The sequence below is a fragment of the Morganella sp. Je.2.23 genome (genome assembly GCF_051129855.1).
In the GTDB taxonomy this organism is placed as follows: Bacteria; Pseudomonadota; Gammaproteobacteria; order Enterobacterales; family Enterobacteriaceae; genus Morganella; species Morganella sibonii.
Window position 1 is genome coordinate 76,020 of the sequence record NZ_JBCPSQ010000003.1, and the last position, 15,697, is coordinate 91,716.

General features: G+C 55.7%; 16 protein-coding genes. All 16 read left to right on the forward strand.

The genetic code is table 11. The features are described from left to right. Window positions 1-9 precede the first annotated feature (9 nt). The 16 genes from eutT (at window position 10) to eutR (ending at window position 15,573) form a co-directional block, all read left to right on the forward strand. Complete coding sequence (gene eutT, locus AAZR23_RS12630) at window positions 10-855, forward strand: ethanolamine utilization cob(I)yrinic acid a,c-diamide adenosyltransferase EutT (protein WP_046892023.1); 846 nt, start codon at window positions 10-12, stop codon at window positions 853-855. Next, window positions 845-1,867, forward strand: coding sequence for a phosphate acetyltransferase (gene pta / locus AAZR23_RS12635; protein ID WP_112550243.1), 1,023 nt, complete (start codon window positions 845-847; stop codon window positions 1,865-1,867). The genes eutT and pta overlap by 11 nt, the downstream gene beginning before the upstream one ends. Before the next feature lie 38 nt (window positions 1,868-1,905). Next, on the forward strand, window positions 1,906-2,199 hold the full coding sequence (gene eutM / locus AAZR23_RS12640) for an ethanolamine utilization microcompartment protein EutM (RefSeq protein ID WP_004236103.1): 294 nt from the start codon (window positions 1,906-1,908) through the stop codon (window positions 2,197-2,199). 144 nt (window positions 2,200-2,343) lie between these two features. Then, window positions 2,344-2,631, forward strand: coding sequence for an ethanolamine utilization microcompartment protein EutN (gene eutN, locus AAZR23_RS12645; RefSeq protein WP_004236102.1), 288 nt, complete (start codon window positions 2,344-2,346; stop codon window positions 2,629-2,631). A gap of 38 nt (window positions 2,632-2,669) precedes the next feature. After that, entirely contained in the window at window positions 2,670-4,106 is a 1,437-nt protein-coding gene (locus AAZR23_RS12650; protein ID WP_004236100.1) for an aldehyde dehydrogenase family protein, read from the forward strand. A gap of 97 nt (window positions 4,107-4,203) precedes the next feature. Then, a complete protein-coding gene (eutJ, locus tag AAZR23_RS12655; RefSeq protein ID WP_046892025.1) occupies window positions 4,204-5,049 on the forward strand; it encodes an ethanolamine utilization protein EutJ in 846 nt (281 codons plus the stop codon). Further along, window positions 5,039-6,241, forward strand: a complete 1,203-nt coding sequence (locus AAZR23_RS12660) for an iron-containing alcohol dehydrogenase (RefSeq protein WP_434692966.1) — start codon at window positions 5,039-5,041, stop codon at window positions 6,239-6,241. The genes eutJ and AAZR23_RS12660 overlap by 11 nt, the downstream gene beginning before the upstream one ends. A 48-nt stretch (window positions 6,242-6,289) precedes the next feature. Then, the gene (gene eutH, locus AAZR23_RS12665) at window positions 6,290-7,555 is read left to right on the forward strand and encodes an ethanolamine utilization protein EutH (RefSeq protein ID WP_166707042.1); all 1,266 of its coding nucleotides are present in this window, start codon (window positions 6,290-6,292) and stop codon (window positions 7,553-7,555) included. 2 nt (window positions 7,556-7,557) lie between these two features. Next, window positions 7,558-8,976 carry an ethanolamine ammonia-lyase reactivating factor EutA gene (gene eutA, locus AAZR23_RS12670; RefSeq protein WP_046892028.1) on the forward strand — a complete coding sequence of 473 codons (1,419 nt, stop codon included), beginning with the start codon at window positions 7,558-7,560 and terminating at the stop codon, window positions 8,974-8,976. Window positions 8,977-8,987: 11 nt separating this feature from the next. Then, entirely contained in the window at window positions 8,988-10,349 is a 1,362-nt protein-coding gene (locus AAZR23_RS12675) for an ethanolamine ammonia-lyase subunit EutB (protein WP_107679472.1), read from the forward strand. A gap of 18 nt (window positions 10,350-10,367) precedes the next feature. Further along, a complete protein-coding gene (gene eutC / locus AAZR23_RS12680; RefSeq protein ID WP_046892030.1) occupies window positions 10,368-11,261 on the forward strand; it encodes an ethanolamine ammonia-lyase subunit EutC in 894 nt (297 codons plus the stop codon). 13 nt (window positions 11,262-11,274) lie between these two features. Continuing rightward, a complete protein-coding gene (eutL, locus tag AAZR23_RS12685) occupies window positions 11,275-11,934 on the forward strand; it encodes an ethanolamine utilization microcompartment protein EutL (RefSeq protein ID WP_107679471.1) in 660 nt (219 codons plus the stop codon). A 100-nt stretch (window positions 11,935-12,034) separates the two neighbouring features. Beyond that, window positions 12,035-12,601 carry a BMC domain-containing protein gene (locus tag AAZR23_RS12690; RefSeq protein ID WP_182107486.1) on the forward strand — a complete coding sequence of 189 codons (567 nt, stop codon included), beginning with the start codon at window positions 12,035-12,037 and terminating at the stop codon, window positions 12,599-12,601. After that, window positions 12,594-13,946: a 4Fe-4S dicluster domain-containing protein gene (locus tag AAZR23_RS12695; protein ID WP_046892033.1), complete on the forward strand. Its 1,353-nt coding sequence runs from the start codon at window positions 12,594-12,596 to the stop codon at window positions 13,944-13,946. Before AAZR23_RS12690 ends, AAZR23_RS12695 begins: the two co-directional genes overlap by 8 nt. Before the next feature lie 2 nt (window positions 13,947-13,948). Continuing rightward, window positions 13,949-14,503 carry a BMC domain-containing protein gene (locus AAZR23_RS12700; protein ID WP_046892034.1) on the forward strand — a complete coding sequence of 185 codons (555 nt, stop codon included), beginning with the start codon at window positions 13,949-13,951 and terminating at the stop codon, window positions 14,501-14,503. A gap of 35 nt (window positions 14,504-14,538) precedes the next feature. Continuing rightward, complete coding sequence (gene eutR, locus AAZR23_RS12705; RefSeq protein ID WP_230059469.1) at window positions 14,539-15,573, forward strand: HTH-type transcriptional regulator EutR; 1,035 nt, start codon at window positions 14,539-14,541, stop codon at window positions 15,571-15,573. Window positions 15,574-15,697 lie beyond the last annotated feature (124 nt).

Sequence of the window (15,697 nt, forward strand, 5' to 3'; positions counted from 1 at the left end):
GGTATCGCCATGACCTTTATCACTGAAGACTGGCTGCGGGATAACTTTACGCTGAGCGACGGCAGTGAAATTCATCTGCCTGCTGACAGCCGGATGACACCATCCGCCCGCGAGCTGATCGAAAGCCGCCGTTTACAGGTGAAATTTCAGGATAAACAAGGTCGTCTGTTTGTGGAAACCCCGGATGAATCCGGTAAAACCGAAACGGCTGTCCCTGACCTGAAAGCGGTACACGGGTTAACCAGTAAGGATAAAGCGGATGTCGCGGCCTGCGAATTATGCCATCAGCCGGTGGCGAAAAAGCCGGACACGCTGACACACCTTAACGGCCACACGATGGTGGCGAAAAATGATCCGCGTCTGGCGTTCCGTGCCGCGCTGGATGCCACTATCGCCGAAGCCGTCTGGTTACAGACTGAATTTGCACAGACGCCGCTGAAAGGCTGGCTGGCGGATATCCGCTCTGTGCTCGGCAATATTATGCGTGCAGATGCGCTCAATGAGCCGCTCGCTGAGCAGAGTATTGCTGACCTGAACGCGGATGAGCTGCACAAGCTGTCTCATAATCCGCTGAAATACCTGGGTCATGACCATATCGTTCCGGATGTGAGTCACGGCCGTGATGCGGCGGCGCTGAATCTGCTGCGGACCAAAGTCCGTGAAACGGAAATCAGTGCGGCGCGTATTTATATCGATTGTTATTTTCAGGTCATCCGCCCTGACATTATGCAGGCGCTTAACCGCCTCTCCAGCGCGGTATATGTCCTGATGGTGATGGTCGTCCGCGAAGGCGGCATGATGACCACACCGGCACTGAAACAGGCTCTGATGAAAGGGGGAACACATGCTCATTGAACGATGCCGTCAGCAGGCACAACTTAACCCGCCGCGGGTGGTTCTGCCGGATGCGCTGGATGAGCGCGTGATCCACGCCGCCCGTTATCTGAAACAAAATGGCCTGGCGGAGCCCGTTCTGCTGGCGAACCCGTTTGCGCTGCGTGATTTCTCGCTGCGTACCGGTGTCATTATGGACGGCCTGACCACCATTGATCCGGACAGTGCGGATGAGTGGCGGGCAGAGTTTGCGGATGCCATCACTGCGCGTCTCGGCGAAAAAGCCCCGGAAGATGCGGATGAGGCGATGCGTCAGCCGCTGTGGTTTGGTGCCGCGATGGTTGCCGCCGGAAAAGCGGATTTGTGTGTGGCGGGGAATATCTCGTCAACCGCCGCTGTTCTGCGTGCCGGGCTGAAAGTCATCGGCCTGAAGCCGGGCGTGAAAACATTATCATCAATTTTCATCATGTTGCCGCCGGGAACGGAAGGCAATGTGCTGGGTTTCGCTGATTGCAGTGTCGTACCTCAACCCACTTCTGCACAGCTGGCGGATATTGCGCTGAGCAGTGCGGAAACCTTCACGGCAATCACCGGTGAAACCGCGCGCGTGGCGATGTTGTCTTTTTCAACAGCAGGCAGCGCGAAACATCCTAATGTGGCGATGGTGCAGCAGGCAGTGGAAATCATTCATGCACGCGCCCCGCAGTTACAGGCGGATGGTGAACTGCAGTTCGACGCGGCATTTGTGCCAAGTGTCGCTGCGCAAAAAGCCCCGAACAGTGAGTTAAAGGGGCGGGCAAATGTCATGGTCTTTCCGTCACTGGAAGCCGGCAATATCGGTTACAAGATTGCCCAGCGTCTCGGCGGTTACCGGGCACTCGGCCCGCTGATTCAGGGATTAAATGCACCGGTGCATGATTTGTCACGCGGCTGTAATGCCCGCGACATTATTGAACTGGTGCTGGTAGCACAAACACAGTTAGCTCAGGCCGGACAACCTGTCCGCCGCACTGAAGCAGAAAGCGTTATTTAAACCGGTCCCTGATGGGATCTCAATGAGAGGAAAATATCATGGAAGCATTAGGACTGATCGAAACTAAGGGTCTGGTTGCATTAATCGAAGCATCCGATGCGATGGTCAAAGCAGCACGCGTTAAATTAGTCGGTGTTAAACAAATCGGCGGTGGTCTGGTAACAGCCATGGTGCGCGGCGATGTTGCAGCATGTAAAGCAGCAACTGACGCAGGTGCGGCAGCGGCTCAGCGTATCGGTGAACTGGTCTCTGTACACGTTATTCCTCGTCCGCATGGCGATCTGGAAGAAGTGTTTCCTATCAAAATGTCCGGCGATAAATCAATCGATTAATCGTTGTTAGCGTGGCGTGCTTCTGACGCCACGCGATTTTAATCTCCCCGGTTTTTTTGCTGTCACACAGACGGCAGGGGATTTTTTTACCTGAAATCCGTAGCCGGCTGTATTCAGGCTGCTGAAATATAAAGAGAGGTGAACATGAAACTGGCTGTCGTTATCGGACAAATCGTGTGCACCGTGCGTCATCCCGGACTGGAATCCGACAAGTTATTGCTGGTGGAAATGATTGACCGCCAGGGGCGTCCAAACGGTGAGGTGGCCGTCGCAACCGACAGTATCGGTGCGGGTAATGGTGAATGGGTGCTGATCGTCAGCGGAAGTTCGGCGCGGCGTGCTCAGAGCAAAGAAGCGTCACCGGTCGATCTCAGCATCATCGGCATTGTGGATGAGGCCGTTATGGAAAGTCAGGTGATTTTTCATAAATAAATCGCCGCAACGAGTCACAGAAAGAGGCGTGGGTGAATATGGATCAGAAAGAAATTGAGAATGTGGTAAAAGCGGTTCTGGCCAGCATGAGTGCAGGCACACAACCGGCGGCTGCATCAGCGGCACCACAGCAGGCGGCAGCCTCACAGAATAACGGCTTCGGGGTATTCGAATCCCTGGACGATGCCGTCCTTGCCGCCAAAGAAGCACAGAAATCATTAAAAACGGTTGAAATGCGTAATCTCTGCATCGGCGCAATCCGCCGTGCGGCAACCGAACATGCCCGCGAGCTGGCGGTTCTGGCTGTTGAAGAAACCGGCATGGGCCGTGTGGAAGATAAACTCGCGAAGAACTTAGCACAGGCAAACGGCACCCCGGGTGTTGAGTGTCTGCGTCCTGAAGTGTTAACCGGCGACCACGGTTTAACCTTAATCGAAAATGCGGCATGGGGTGTTATTGCCTCTGTCACACCATCCACTAACCCGGCGGCGACGGCAATCAACAATGCCATCAGTATGATCGCAGGGGGTAACAGTGTGATTTTCGCGCCGCATCCGGCAGCGAAAAAAGTCTCACAGCGCACTATCACAATTCTGAACGAAGCCATTGTTGCCGCAGGCGGCCCGAACAACCTGCTGGTGACTGTTGCCAAACCGGATATCGAAACCGCACAGCGTTTATTCAAATATCCGGGGATCGGTCTGCTGGTCGTGACCGGGGGTGATGCGGTGGTGGAATCTGCCCGCAAACACACCAACAAACGTCTGATCGCGGCCGGTGCCGGTAACCCGCCGGTCGTGGTGGATGAAACTGCCGATATCGAACGTGCGGCGAAAGCCATTGTTCACGGTGCATCATTCGATAACAACATCATTTGTGCGGATGAAAAAGTGCTGATCGCGGTTGACTGCATCGCAGACAAACTGATCACCGAAATGCAGCGCAATCATGCGGTATTACTGACCCGTGAACAGAGCGAGAAGCTGATCCCGGTACTGCTGAAGAATGTCGATGAAACCGGCCACGGCACTGTCAGCCGTGACTGGGTCGGCCGTGACGCAGCGAAAATTGCCGCAGCTATCGGTATGACTGTCCCGGCAGATACCCGTCTTCTGATCGCAGAAACTGACTGCAAACATCCGTTTGCTGTCACGGAGCTGATGATGCCGGTTCTGCCGATCATCCGCGTGAAAGATGTGGATCAGGCGATTGATCTGGCGGTGAAACTGGAGGGCGGCTGCCATCATACCGCAGCAATGCACTCCAACAACATCAGCAACCTGAACCGCATGGCGAATGCCATCGACACCAGTATTTTCGTGAAAAACGGACCGTGTATTGCCGGTCTGGGACTGGGCGGCGAAGGCTGGACAACCATGACTATCACCACACCAACCGGTGAAGGTGTGACCTGTGCGCGGACCTTTGTCCGTCTGCGCCGCTGCACCATGGTGGATTCATTCCGCATCGTGTAAGCCGCTGCGGTGGAGCCTGCGGGCTTCACCGCCTTTTTCCCGGTTAGTGTGAGTCGCTCACGTTAACCCTGACGTTAGTTTTAAACCGGAGGAACCGATGGTTCAACGCAATCAGGAATGGCTGGCATCGCGCTTACAGCAGGCAGCGGAAATCTGTAATCAGCCGCAGGCGGGTGATCACAAAGATGCGCCGTTGTGGCTGGGTATCGATCTCGGCACCTGTGATGTGGTGTCCATGGTGGTCAATGCGGATGGTCAGCCGGTCGCGGTGTGCCTGGACTGGGCAGATGTGGTACGCGACGGTGTGGTCTGGGATTTCTTCGGTGCAGTAAAAATTGTGAATAAACATCTGGATACGCTGGAAAAACAGTTCGGTTTCCGGTTTGAGGTGGCGACAACGTCGTTCCCGCCGGGTACCGATCCGCGTATCTCAGTGAATGTGCTGGAATCCGCCGGTCTGGTGGTCGCCAAAGTGCTGGATGAGCCGTCTGCGGTCGCTGACATGATGGGGCTGGATAAGGCTGCCGTTGTGGATATCGGCGGCGGCACCACCGGGATTGCGATTGTGCAGAAAGGTGAAGTGACCCGTTCCGGTGATGAAGCCACCGGTGGTCATCATATTTCCCTGACCCTGGCGGGTAATCAGCGCATTGAGCTGGAAGATGCCGAGCAGATGAAGCGCGAACGCGGTGAAAGCATCTGGCCGGTTATTCGTCCGGTCTACGAAAAAATGACGGATATCGTCGACGATCATATCCGCGGTGAGGATGTGACTGAATTGTGGCTGGCGGGCGGCTCCTGTATGCAGCCCGGCGTACAGTCGCTGTTTCAGGCGCGTTTCCCGCATCTTACCGTGGTACTGCCACAGCATTCTATTTTTATGACACCGCTGGCGATTGCCGTCTGTGGTGTATCTCAGGGAGAAAACCGTCATGCCGGATAATCGTTTACCCGCGGCTGAGGTTCAGTCCGCTATCTATCAGGCGCTTGATTTGGTGAATGCCCGTCAGGTGCGTGAATTTTCTGTCCCGCCGTCCACACTTATCGGTCCGGGTGCCGTCGGCCGCAGCGGGGATGTTCTCGCAGAGCGCGGAATTAAGCACGTTTTTATTATGGTGGACGGCATGTTGTTACAGACCGGTCTGACCGATGTGCTGGAGCGCAATCTGAGCCGCAGCGGCATTGCTTATGAAATCTGGCCGTGCCCGCCGGGCGAGCCGATGGATAAAGATGTGTTCCGTACCGTTGAGCATCTGCTGAGTGTGCAGTGTGACGGTATTATCGCTCTCGGCGGCGGTTCTGTGCTGGATGCGGCGAAAGCCGTGGCGGTACTGGCAGCCAATCCGGATCTGCCGCTGGCGGATATGATGCCGGGTGCGGCGCTGAATCCGCGTCTGCCGTTTATCGCGATCCCGACCACCGCCGGTACCGGTTCGGAAGCAACCAACGTTTCCGTGATTATCACGGCGGAAAACCATATCAAACTGGTGCTGGCACACAGCCAGTTACTGCCTGATCTCGCCATTATTGATGCCTGTCTGACACTCGGCGTGCCGCCGCATGTGACTGCAATGACCGGTATCGATGCCTTAACACATGCTATCGAAGCGTATGTGGCGAGCAACGTCACGCCGCTGACACAGGCGCTGGCACTGCGGGCGATCACCATGATCAGCCACGCACTGCCGATCGCTGTCGGTCAGGGGCATGACATCAAAGCCCGTGAGGACATGATGCTGGCTTCCTATATGGCCGGGATGGCGTTCTCCAATGCCGGTCTGGGGCTGTGCCATGCCATGGCGCATCAGATTGGCGCGGCATACAACATTCCGCACGGCAAGGCGAATGCCGTCATGCTGCCGCAGGTAATGCGTTTTAACCGCCTGGTCTGTAAACAGGCGTACAGCGAAATTGGTCATGCGCTGACTCAGCGTCCGATGACCGACACGGAGGCCATCGAAGCCGTGGAACAACTGATCAGTGACGTGGAACTTGCGCAGACGCTGCCATCCCTGGGCGGAAAACGTGAGGATTTCGATGGTTTTGCCAAAGCGGCATTGCAGGATATCTGCATCAAAACCAATCCGCGCGCGGTCACAGCGGCTCAGATAACGGCGATTTACGAGTCAGCCTGAGTCAATCAATAAGAACAGCCTGCGCGACAGGCACGGAAGGAGAAGGGTATGGGCATTAATGAAATCATCATGTACATCATGATGAGTTTTATGCTGATAGCAGCCGTGGATCGTATCTTCAGCCAGTTCGGTGGCTCAGAGACAATTCTCGGTAAAATCGGCTTGGGTAAAGTCGGGAAAGGCATTGCCGGTTCCGGTGAACAGTTCGAAGAAGGCTTTATGGCAATGGGTGCGCTGGGTCTGGCAATGGTCGGTATGACTGCGCTGGCACCGGTTATCGCGATGCTGCTCGGGCCGGTGATTATTCCTGTCTATGAAATGCTGGGTGCGAACCCGTCTGTATTTGCGGGCAGTATTCTGGCTATCGATATGGGCGGCTTCTTCCTCGCGAAAGAGCTGGCAGGCGGTGATGTGGCAGCATGGTTATATTCCGGTGTGCTGCTGGCGTCCATGATGGGTGCAACCATGGTGTTCTCCATTCCTGTCGCACTGGGCATTATCGAGAAGAAAGATCGCCGCTTCCTGGCACTCGGTGTGCTGGCGGGTATCGTGACCATTCCGGTCGGCTGTATTGCCGGTGGTCTGGTGGCGAAATTCTCCGGTGTGGAAATTGACGGTCAGGTGGTGGATTTCAGTATGACCATGCTGCTGGTCAATATGATCCCGGTGATCATCGTGGCGGCGCTGGTGTGCCTCGGTCTGAAATTCATTCCTGAGAAAATGATCAACGGTTTCCAGATCTTCGCAAAAATCCTTGTCGGTATCATCACTATCGGTCTGGCAGCAGCAGTGGCGAAGTTCACTGTGGGCTGGAACCTGATCCCGGGCCTTGATCCGATTTTTATGACAGAAGGTGATGTGCCGGGCCAGGTGATGCGCGCCATCGAAGTTATCGGTTCTATTTCTGCGGTGCTGTTAGGGGCTTACCCGATGGTGCTGCTGCTGACCCGCTGGTTTGAAAAATCCTTTATGAAGATCGGCAGCCTGCTGAAAATCAACAACATGGCGGCAGGCGGTATGATCGCGACTCTCGCGAACAACATCCCGATGTTCGGCATGATGAAGAAAATGGATACCCGCGGCAAAATCATCAACTGTGCATTCTCCGTATCCGCAGCCTTTGCGCTGGGTGACCACCTGGGCTTCGTCGCCGCCAACATGGCTCCGATGATCTTCCCGATGATTGCCGGGAAAATTATCGGCGGTATCACTGCGATTTTCGTTGCCATCATGATGATGCCGAAAAATATTGAGCAGGAAGATGCGGCTGCAGCGGCTGAAGAAGCGGCTGAAACTGTCGCGGAGGAGAAATAAGCATGAAAACCCTCGAACTCTTAAGTGTCGGTATTGACGTGGGCACCACCACCACACAGGTGATTTTCTCCCGTCTCGTTCTGGTAAACCGCGCGGCGGTGTCACAGGTGCCGCGTTATGAGTTTGTGGATCGCAACATTATCTGGCAGAGCCCGGTTCTGTTCACGCCGGTGGATAAAGACGGCCACCTGCGTGAGGAAGAACTGCTGGCGCTGGTGCTGGATCAGTACGCCGCCGCCGGGATGGACCCGGCGACGATTGACTCCGGTGCCATCATCATTACCGGTGAAACCGCCAAAACCCGCAATGCACGTCCGGCAGTGGTCGCGTTATCCCAGAAACTCGGGGATTTCGTGGTCGCCACCGCCGGGCCGCATCTGGAATCGGTGATTGCCGGTTTCGGTTCCGGAGCCCAGACACTCTCTGAGCAGAAGATGGCGCGGGTACTGAACATTGATATCGGCGGCGGCACAGCAAACTACGTGTTGTTCGAAGCCGGTCATGTGGTCAGTTCCGCCTGTCTGAACGTCGGCGGCCGTCTGTTTGAAACGGACAGCAGCGGACGCGTCACTTATGTGCACGCGCCGGGCCGTCTGATCGCCCGTGACTGCTTTGGTGAGCAGACTGATCCGATGTCTCTGACGCCGGTACAGCTGAATACCATTGCCGATCGCATGAGTGAGCTGCTGTATGAAGTGATCAGCGGCAATCTCTCCCCGCTGGGACGTGAGCTGCTGATGACAGACGGTCTGCCTGCGGAAAGCAGTTATTACGCGGTCACACTCTCCGGCGGTGTCGGTGAGTGTTACAGCAATCCGGAAAGCGGCAACGATTTCCGTTTCGGCGATATCGGACCGCTGCTGGCACAGGCTATTCACCGTAATGCGGATTTCAGTGCGTTACCGATGCAGACCCCGGCACAGACTGTCCGTGCCACGGTGATCGGCGCCGGTGCGCATACGTTATCCCTGTCCGGCAGCACCATCTGGCTGGACAGCATCACACTGCCTGTCCGCAATATTCCGGTGGTACATCCGGCACTGGGCCGCGCGGATGATGAAGATCTGGTGAATACCTGGAGCCGCGCCCTGACGCAGATGGATCTTAATCCGCAGCAGGATCTGTACGCGCTGGCCTTGCCGGAATCACTGCCGACCAATTATGCCTCGGTACAGTATTGTATCGGCGCCCTGGAACGCTTTACCAAAACATACCCGAATACCATGCCGCTGCTGGTGATTGCGGGACAGGATTTCGGTAAGGCACTGGGCATGCTGCTGCGTCCGCTGATGAACGGCCGCGAACTGGCTGTTATCGACGAAGTTATCACGCACACAGGCGATTATATCGACATCGGCTCGCCGTTATTCAGCGGCTCTGTCGTCCCTGTTACTGTTAAATCACTCGCATTTCCTTCCTGAGGGAACGTAATATGAAATTAAAAACCACGCTGTTTGGTCAGACCTACCAGTTCCGGGACGTGAAAGACGTTCTCGCGAAAGCTAACGAACTCCGTTCCGGGGACATCCTGGCGGGTGTCGCGGCAAGTAACGCCCAGGAACGTGTGGCAGCAAAACAAGTGCTGTCCGAACTGACAATTGCGGATGTCCGCAACAACCCTGTCGTTCCGTATGAAGAAGACTGCGTAACCCGTCTGATCCAGGATGATATCAACGAAACCGAATACAACCGGGTCAAAAACTGGACTATCGGTGAGCTGCGTGAGCATGTCCTGAGCGACACCACCTCTCTTGATAACATCAATCTGCTGCGCAAAGGCCTGACCTCAGAAGTCATCGCCGGTGTGGCAAAAATCTGCTCCAACGCAGACCTGATTTACGGCGCGAAGAAAATTCCTGTCGTGAAACGTGCGAATAACACCATGGGTCTGCCGGGCCACTTCAGCGGCCGCTTACAGCCGAACGATACCCGTGATGAAGTGCAGAGTATCGTGGCACAGATTTATGAAGGCCTCTCTTACGGCTGCGGTGATGCGGTTATCGGTGTTAACCCGGTAACAGACGATGTGGATAACCTCAGCCGCGTGCTGGATGCTATCTACGGCATCATTGATAAATATGATATCCCGACTCAGGGGTGTGTGCTGGCACACGTCACCACACAGATGGAAGCTATCAAACGCGGTGCGCCGGGCGGCCTGATTTTCCAGAGCATCTGCGGCAGTGAAAAAGGTCTGCGTGAGTTCGGTGTTGAGCTGGAAATGCTGGATGAAGCCCGTCACGTCGGTGCGCAGTATAACCGTATCGCCGGTCCTAACTGCCTGTACTTTGAAACAGGACAAGGCTCCGCACTGTCAGCGGGCGCTCACTACGGCGCTGACCAGGTGACCATGGAAGCCCGTAACTACGGTCTGGCGCGTCACTATGATCCGTTCATGGTGAACACCGTTGTCGGCTTTATCGGACCGGAATATCTCTATAACGACCGCCAGATCATCCGTGCCGGTCTTGAAGATCACTTTATGGGCAAACTGAGCGGAATCTCCATGGGTTGTGACTGCTGTTACACCAACCATGCGGATGCGGATCAGAACCTCAACGAAAACCTGATGATCCTGCTGGCCTCTGCGGGCTGTAACTTCATCATCGGTATGCCGCTGGGTGATGACATCATGCTCAACTACCAGACCACTGCGTTCCATGACATCGCCACTGTCCGTCAGTTACTCGGCCTGCGCCCTGCGCCGGAATTCGAAGCCTGGCTGGAAAAAATGGGTCTGATGGAAAACGGGCGTCTTACCAATCGTGCCGGCGATCCGTCACTGTTCTTCTGATTTTCGGGGTAAATCACCATGGATCAAAAACAAATTAATGACATCGTACGCAGCGTGATGGCTCAGATGGGACACACGGGCGAAAACGTACAGGCGGTTGCCGCGGCAACGCAGGCTGTGCTGAATCAGGGTAGTACGTCTGCTGAATCCGTTGAGTGGGATCTCGGTTCACCGGAAGCAAAACAGTGGATCGGCGTGCAGAATCCGCACCGTGCGGAAGTGTTACAGGAACTGCGTAACAGCACCGGTTCCCGTGTCTGCTCCGGCCGTGCCGGTGTGCGTCCGCGTACCCAGAGCCTGCTGCGCTTCCTGGCTGACCACTCGCGCTCCAAAGATACCGTTCTGAAAGAAGTCCCGGCGGAATGGGTGAAAAAACAGAACCTGCTGGAATTACAGTCTGAAATCACAGACAAAAACCAGTATCTGACCCGTCCGGATATGGGCCGTATTCTGAACAAAGAATCCATCGAACTGCTGAAAACCAAGTGTGTGCAGGCGCCGGATGTGCAGGTCATTATCTCTGATGGTCTGTCCACCGATGCGATTACTGCAAACTACGACGAAATTCTGCCGCCGCTGATGAAAGGTCTGGAGCAGTCCGGTCTGAAAGTGGGCACGCCGTTCTTTGTCCGTTACGGCCGCGTGAAAATTGAAGACCAGGCCGGTGAAGTGCTCGGCGCGAAAGTGGTTATCCTGCTGGTGGGCGAACGTCCGGGGCTGGGTCAGTCTGAAAGCCTCTCCTGCTACGCGGTGTACTCACCGACAGTGGCGGGCACGGTGGAAGCAGACCGTACCTGTATCTCGAACATTCACCGCGCGGGTACACCACCGGTGGAAGCTGCCGCAGTTATCGTCGATTTAGCCAAACGCATGCTGGAGCAGAAAGCATCCGGTATCAACATGAACCGTTAACGGGGAACTGAATATGCCTGCATTAGATCTTATCCGGCCGAACGTGACAGCGATGCGTCTTATCGCCAATGCGCACGAAGATTTCTGCCGTGAACTGAAATTACCGAAACACATCCGCAGCCTGGGCCTTATTACTGTTGACTCTGATGATGTTGCGTATATCGCCGCTGACGAAGCGACCAAACAAGCCCTGGTGGAAGTGGTTTACGGACGTTCCCTGTATGCAGGGGCGTCAAACTCACCGTCACCGACCGCCGGTGAAGTGATGATTATCCTCGGTGGTCCTAACCCGGCAGAAGTGCGTGCGGGTCTGGATTCCATGATGGCAACGATTGAGTCAGGCCCTGCTTTTCAGTGGGCGAATGACAAAGAAGATACGGCATTCCTGGCGCATCTGATCTCCCGTACCGGTTCTTACCTGTCTGACGGCGACAAAATCAGACACGGTGATCCGATTGCCTATCTGGTGGCACCGCCGCTGGAAGCGACCTTCGGGATCGATGCCGCACTGAAAGCGGCTGACGTGCAGCTGGCAACCTATGTGCCGCCTCCGTCAGAAACCAACTACTCAGCCGCCTTCCTGACCGGCAGCCAGGCAGCATGTAAAGCCGCCTGTGATGCATTCAGTGAAGCCGTTCTGGATATCGCGCGCAACCCGATTCAGCGCGCCTGAGTCCGGGGATACCCGACGTCATTCAGGACGCAGCCAACGAACCTGCGGTCTGAATGAATAAGGGTATAGTCAGTTCAGTCATTAACACAGGAGATAGGCCATGATCGATTCACTGGGATTACTGGAAGTATACGGCCTGGTGTCCGGCATTGATGCGGCGGATGCGATGCTGAAGTCGGCCAATGTCCGCATCCTTAACTATGAAATGGTGATCCCGGGGATGGTGACGCTTGTTGTTGAGGGCGATCTGGCGGCGTGCCGTGCGGCGGTGGATGCGGGGATTGCTGCGGCAACCCGCACCGGTAAAGTGATTGGCCATAAGGTCATCGGTCGTCCGGATGGTGATACCGAATGGCTGGTCACCGGTTTCAGCGGTGTGCCGGTTAAGGTAAAACCGCAGTCTCCGGCACCGGTACCGGCGTCTGAACCGGCTCCGGCTCCGGCCGCGGCGGCAGTGTCTGCTGCCGCCCCGGATGCGGATGCCATGATGACGTTTGCCGCTGAAGCCAAACACCGCCACGGCGTGACCGCCGGAGAAGCGGCCATGCATTTCAGCTGCCTGATAGAGGACAGCCGTGATGTGCTGGAGAACCTGTTTAAGCAGGGCAAACTGCGCAAACGCGGCAGCCGCTACCGGGTAAAACAGGAGGGAAACCGCGATGAGTAATCTGATGCCGGGTCTGCATGAGTGCGGGCCCGAAATCATTCGTCAGCGTGTGCAGGATGCAGGGGTTGTCGGCGCAGGCGGGGCGGGTTTCCCGACCCACGTCAAGCTGGCGGCTGAGGCTGAAATTTATCTCGTCAATGCGGCTGAATGTGAGCCGCTTTTGCAGGTGGATCAGCAGCTGGCCGTTTGTGAGGCGGATGCGATGATCCGCGGTTTGCTCTATGCGATGCGTGCCACCGGGGCGAAAGAGGGCATTATTGCCATCAAAGGCAAGCATCAGGCTGCCATTGATATCCTGAATGCCCGCGTGCCGGATTCTGTCCGTCTGCATATCCTGCCGGATGTTTATCCGGCCGGTGATGAAGTGATCACTATCTGGCTGGCGACCGGCCGCCGTGTGCCGCCTGCGGCACTGCCGCTGTCTGTCGGTGTGGTGGTCAGCAATGTGCAGACCCTGATCAATGTGGCGTATGCCGTTGAACAGGAGCAGGCCGTGACACACCGCGTCTTAACAGTGAACGGTGCGGTTCATCATCCTGTTACCGTTTCCGTCCCGGTCGGTACCACACTGCGTGAAGTACTGGCACTGGCTGGCGGAGCCACCATCAGCAACCCGGCGTATATCAACGGCGGGCCGATGATGGGCAAATTACAGACATCCCTTGATGATGCTGTGACCAAAACCACCGGCGGCTTATTAGTCCTGCCGGATGACCATATTTTAATTCAGCGCCGGACCCGTTCGGAGCGCACGGTGATCAACCAGGCGCGCACCGTATGTGAACAGTGCGGAATGTGTACCGAGCTCTGCCCGCGTCATATGATCGGCCACGAACTGCCGCCGCATCTGATTGTCCGCGCGGTTGGTTATGAACAAATTTCCGCGCCGTCAGCTGTCGTTGCGGCACTGACCTGTTCAGAATGTGCGATTTGCGAAGCCTGGTCCTGCCCGGTGGAAATCTCGCCGATGCGCCTCAATCAGATGCTGAAAGTGAAGCTGCGCGAAGAAGGTATCCGCTACGAAGGTGAACTGCGCCCGGAAGATCCGATGGCTCAGCACCGCATGCTGCCGGTCAAACGCCTGGTCCGTCGTCTGGAACTGACAGAATTCATGCACAAAGCGCCGATGGCCGATGAGATCTATGCGCCGCAACAGGTGATTATTCCGCTGCGCCAGCATATCGGTGCCCCGGCGGTGCCGGTTGTCAGTGAGGGGGATAAAGTCACGGCAGGCATGCTGATCGCCGCTATCCCGGAAAAAGCACTGGGTGCGCCGGTTCACGCCAGTATCAGTGGTGTGGTTCGTCATATTGACAGCACGGCTGTCACGATAGAGAAGGAATAACTATGCACAGTGCAATTGCGATGGTGGAACTGTCCAGCATCGCCAAAGGGATGGAAGTCACCGATTTTATGCTCAAAAGTGCGGAAGTCACGTTGCTGATGGGCAAAACCGTGTGTCCCGGCAAATATGTGGTGATGGTCGGCGGTGATGTTGCTGCCGCACAGCAGGCAATGCAGTGTGGTGTTGAAAAAGGCGGCGCACAGGTGGTGGATGAGTTTCTGCTCAGTAATATCCACCCGGACGTACTGCCCGCTATCGGCGGCGTGACGGATGTGAATGCCCGCGAAGCCGTCGGGGTCGTGGAAACCTTTAGTGTCGCGACCTGTATTGAGGCGGCGGATTTTGCTGTTAAAGCCGCCGGCGTCACGTTAATACGACTTCATATGGCGTATGGTATCGGGGGTAAATGTTACTTTGTGATGAGCGGCGATGTCGCAGACGTCGAAACTGCCAAAAAAGCCGCATCACAAGTCGCCGCAGATAAAGGTGCGCTGGTTTACAGCATGGTCGTACCGAATCCTCATCCCGATTTCTGGCAGCAATTGGTCGCTGGTTAACATTTATGGCGGCCGTTCATTTTGGGGAAAAAATAATGATGAAAAAAATCACACCAGATTTACATCACCTTAATGATGAAGTGCCGCATGACCGCGATCTCAGACCTATCGTGATCGAGCAGAATTTTACACAACGTTATACCCATGATGCCTATGATCAGGCCTGTGCTATTACGGCCTGGCAGCAGCTTTATGATCAGCTGACGCCGGGACGGTTTGAAGGTGAACTGACCGAAACCCTGTTTGACGGGCTTCAGGTGTTCCACGAATACACCAATCTGTCCCTGCGCCAGTCCTGTATGGTCTGGCCGAATGCGTTCTGGTTCGGTATTCCCGGGGAGCAGCAGAATACCGGTTATATCGGCAATCAGATGCTGTGCCGCCAGAAAATCGCGGTGCGTCCGGGCGGGAAAGAGTTTGAGCTGAGCACGCCGGATGACTATCACATCCAGGGGCTGGTGATCTCTCACGATATCCTGAAAAAACACTCTGTCGTGCTGCAAAACCCGGAGCGGCTGATGAATCTGCTCAGCGAAAATCCGGCTGTGGGCGTGAACCCCTTCAAAAAAGAGGCGATCTGGCAGTATATCCGCCATGCTCTCTGGCACTCCAAAATTGAGCAGGAGCGCAACCGCACCGTCAGCCGTGTCCTGAGCCACAACCTGCTGACCGCATTTCTCGGGTTACTGGAAGATGCCAGCACCGTGGCGGATGAGCACTACACCAACCGTGTGAACTACCTGAAACTGGTGTCCAAGGCCCGCGAATATCTGTTTGAGAATGCCACCGAACCGGTGACTGTTCTCGAGCTGTGTAACGAGCTGTATGTCAGCCGCCGCACGCTGCAAAACGCTTTCCAGCAGGTACTCGGTATCGGTCCGAATGCGTATCTGAAAACGATCCGCCTCAATGCTGTGCGCCGTGAACTGGTCAGCCCGTACTCAAAACAGACTACCGTCAAAGACGCGGCAATGCAGTGGGGATTCTGGCATCTCGGGCAGTTCGCTACCGATTACCAGCGCCTGTTTAATGAAAAACCATCGGAGACGCTGAGCCGCCGTCTGATGTAGTTTTGTCCCGCTTTCCGCTTTCTGACCTGCATCGTGCTGAGTTTTCCGGCAGGTCAGGGAGGCTGCACCTGAGTTATCATTGTAAAATCCTGTCACCGATCTCATTTTCAGCATCTTGCTGTGA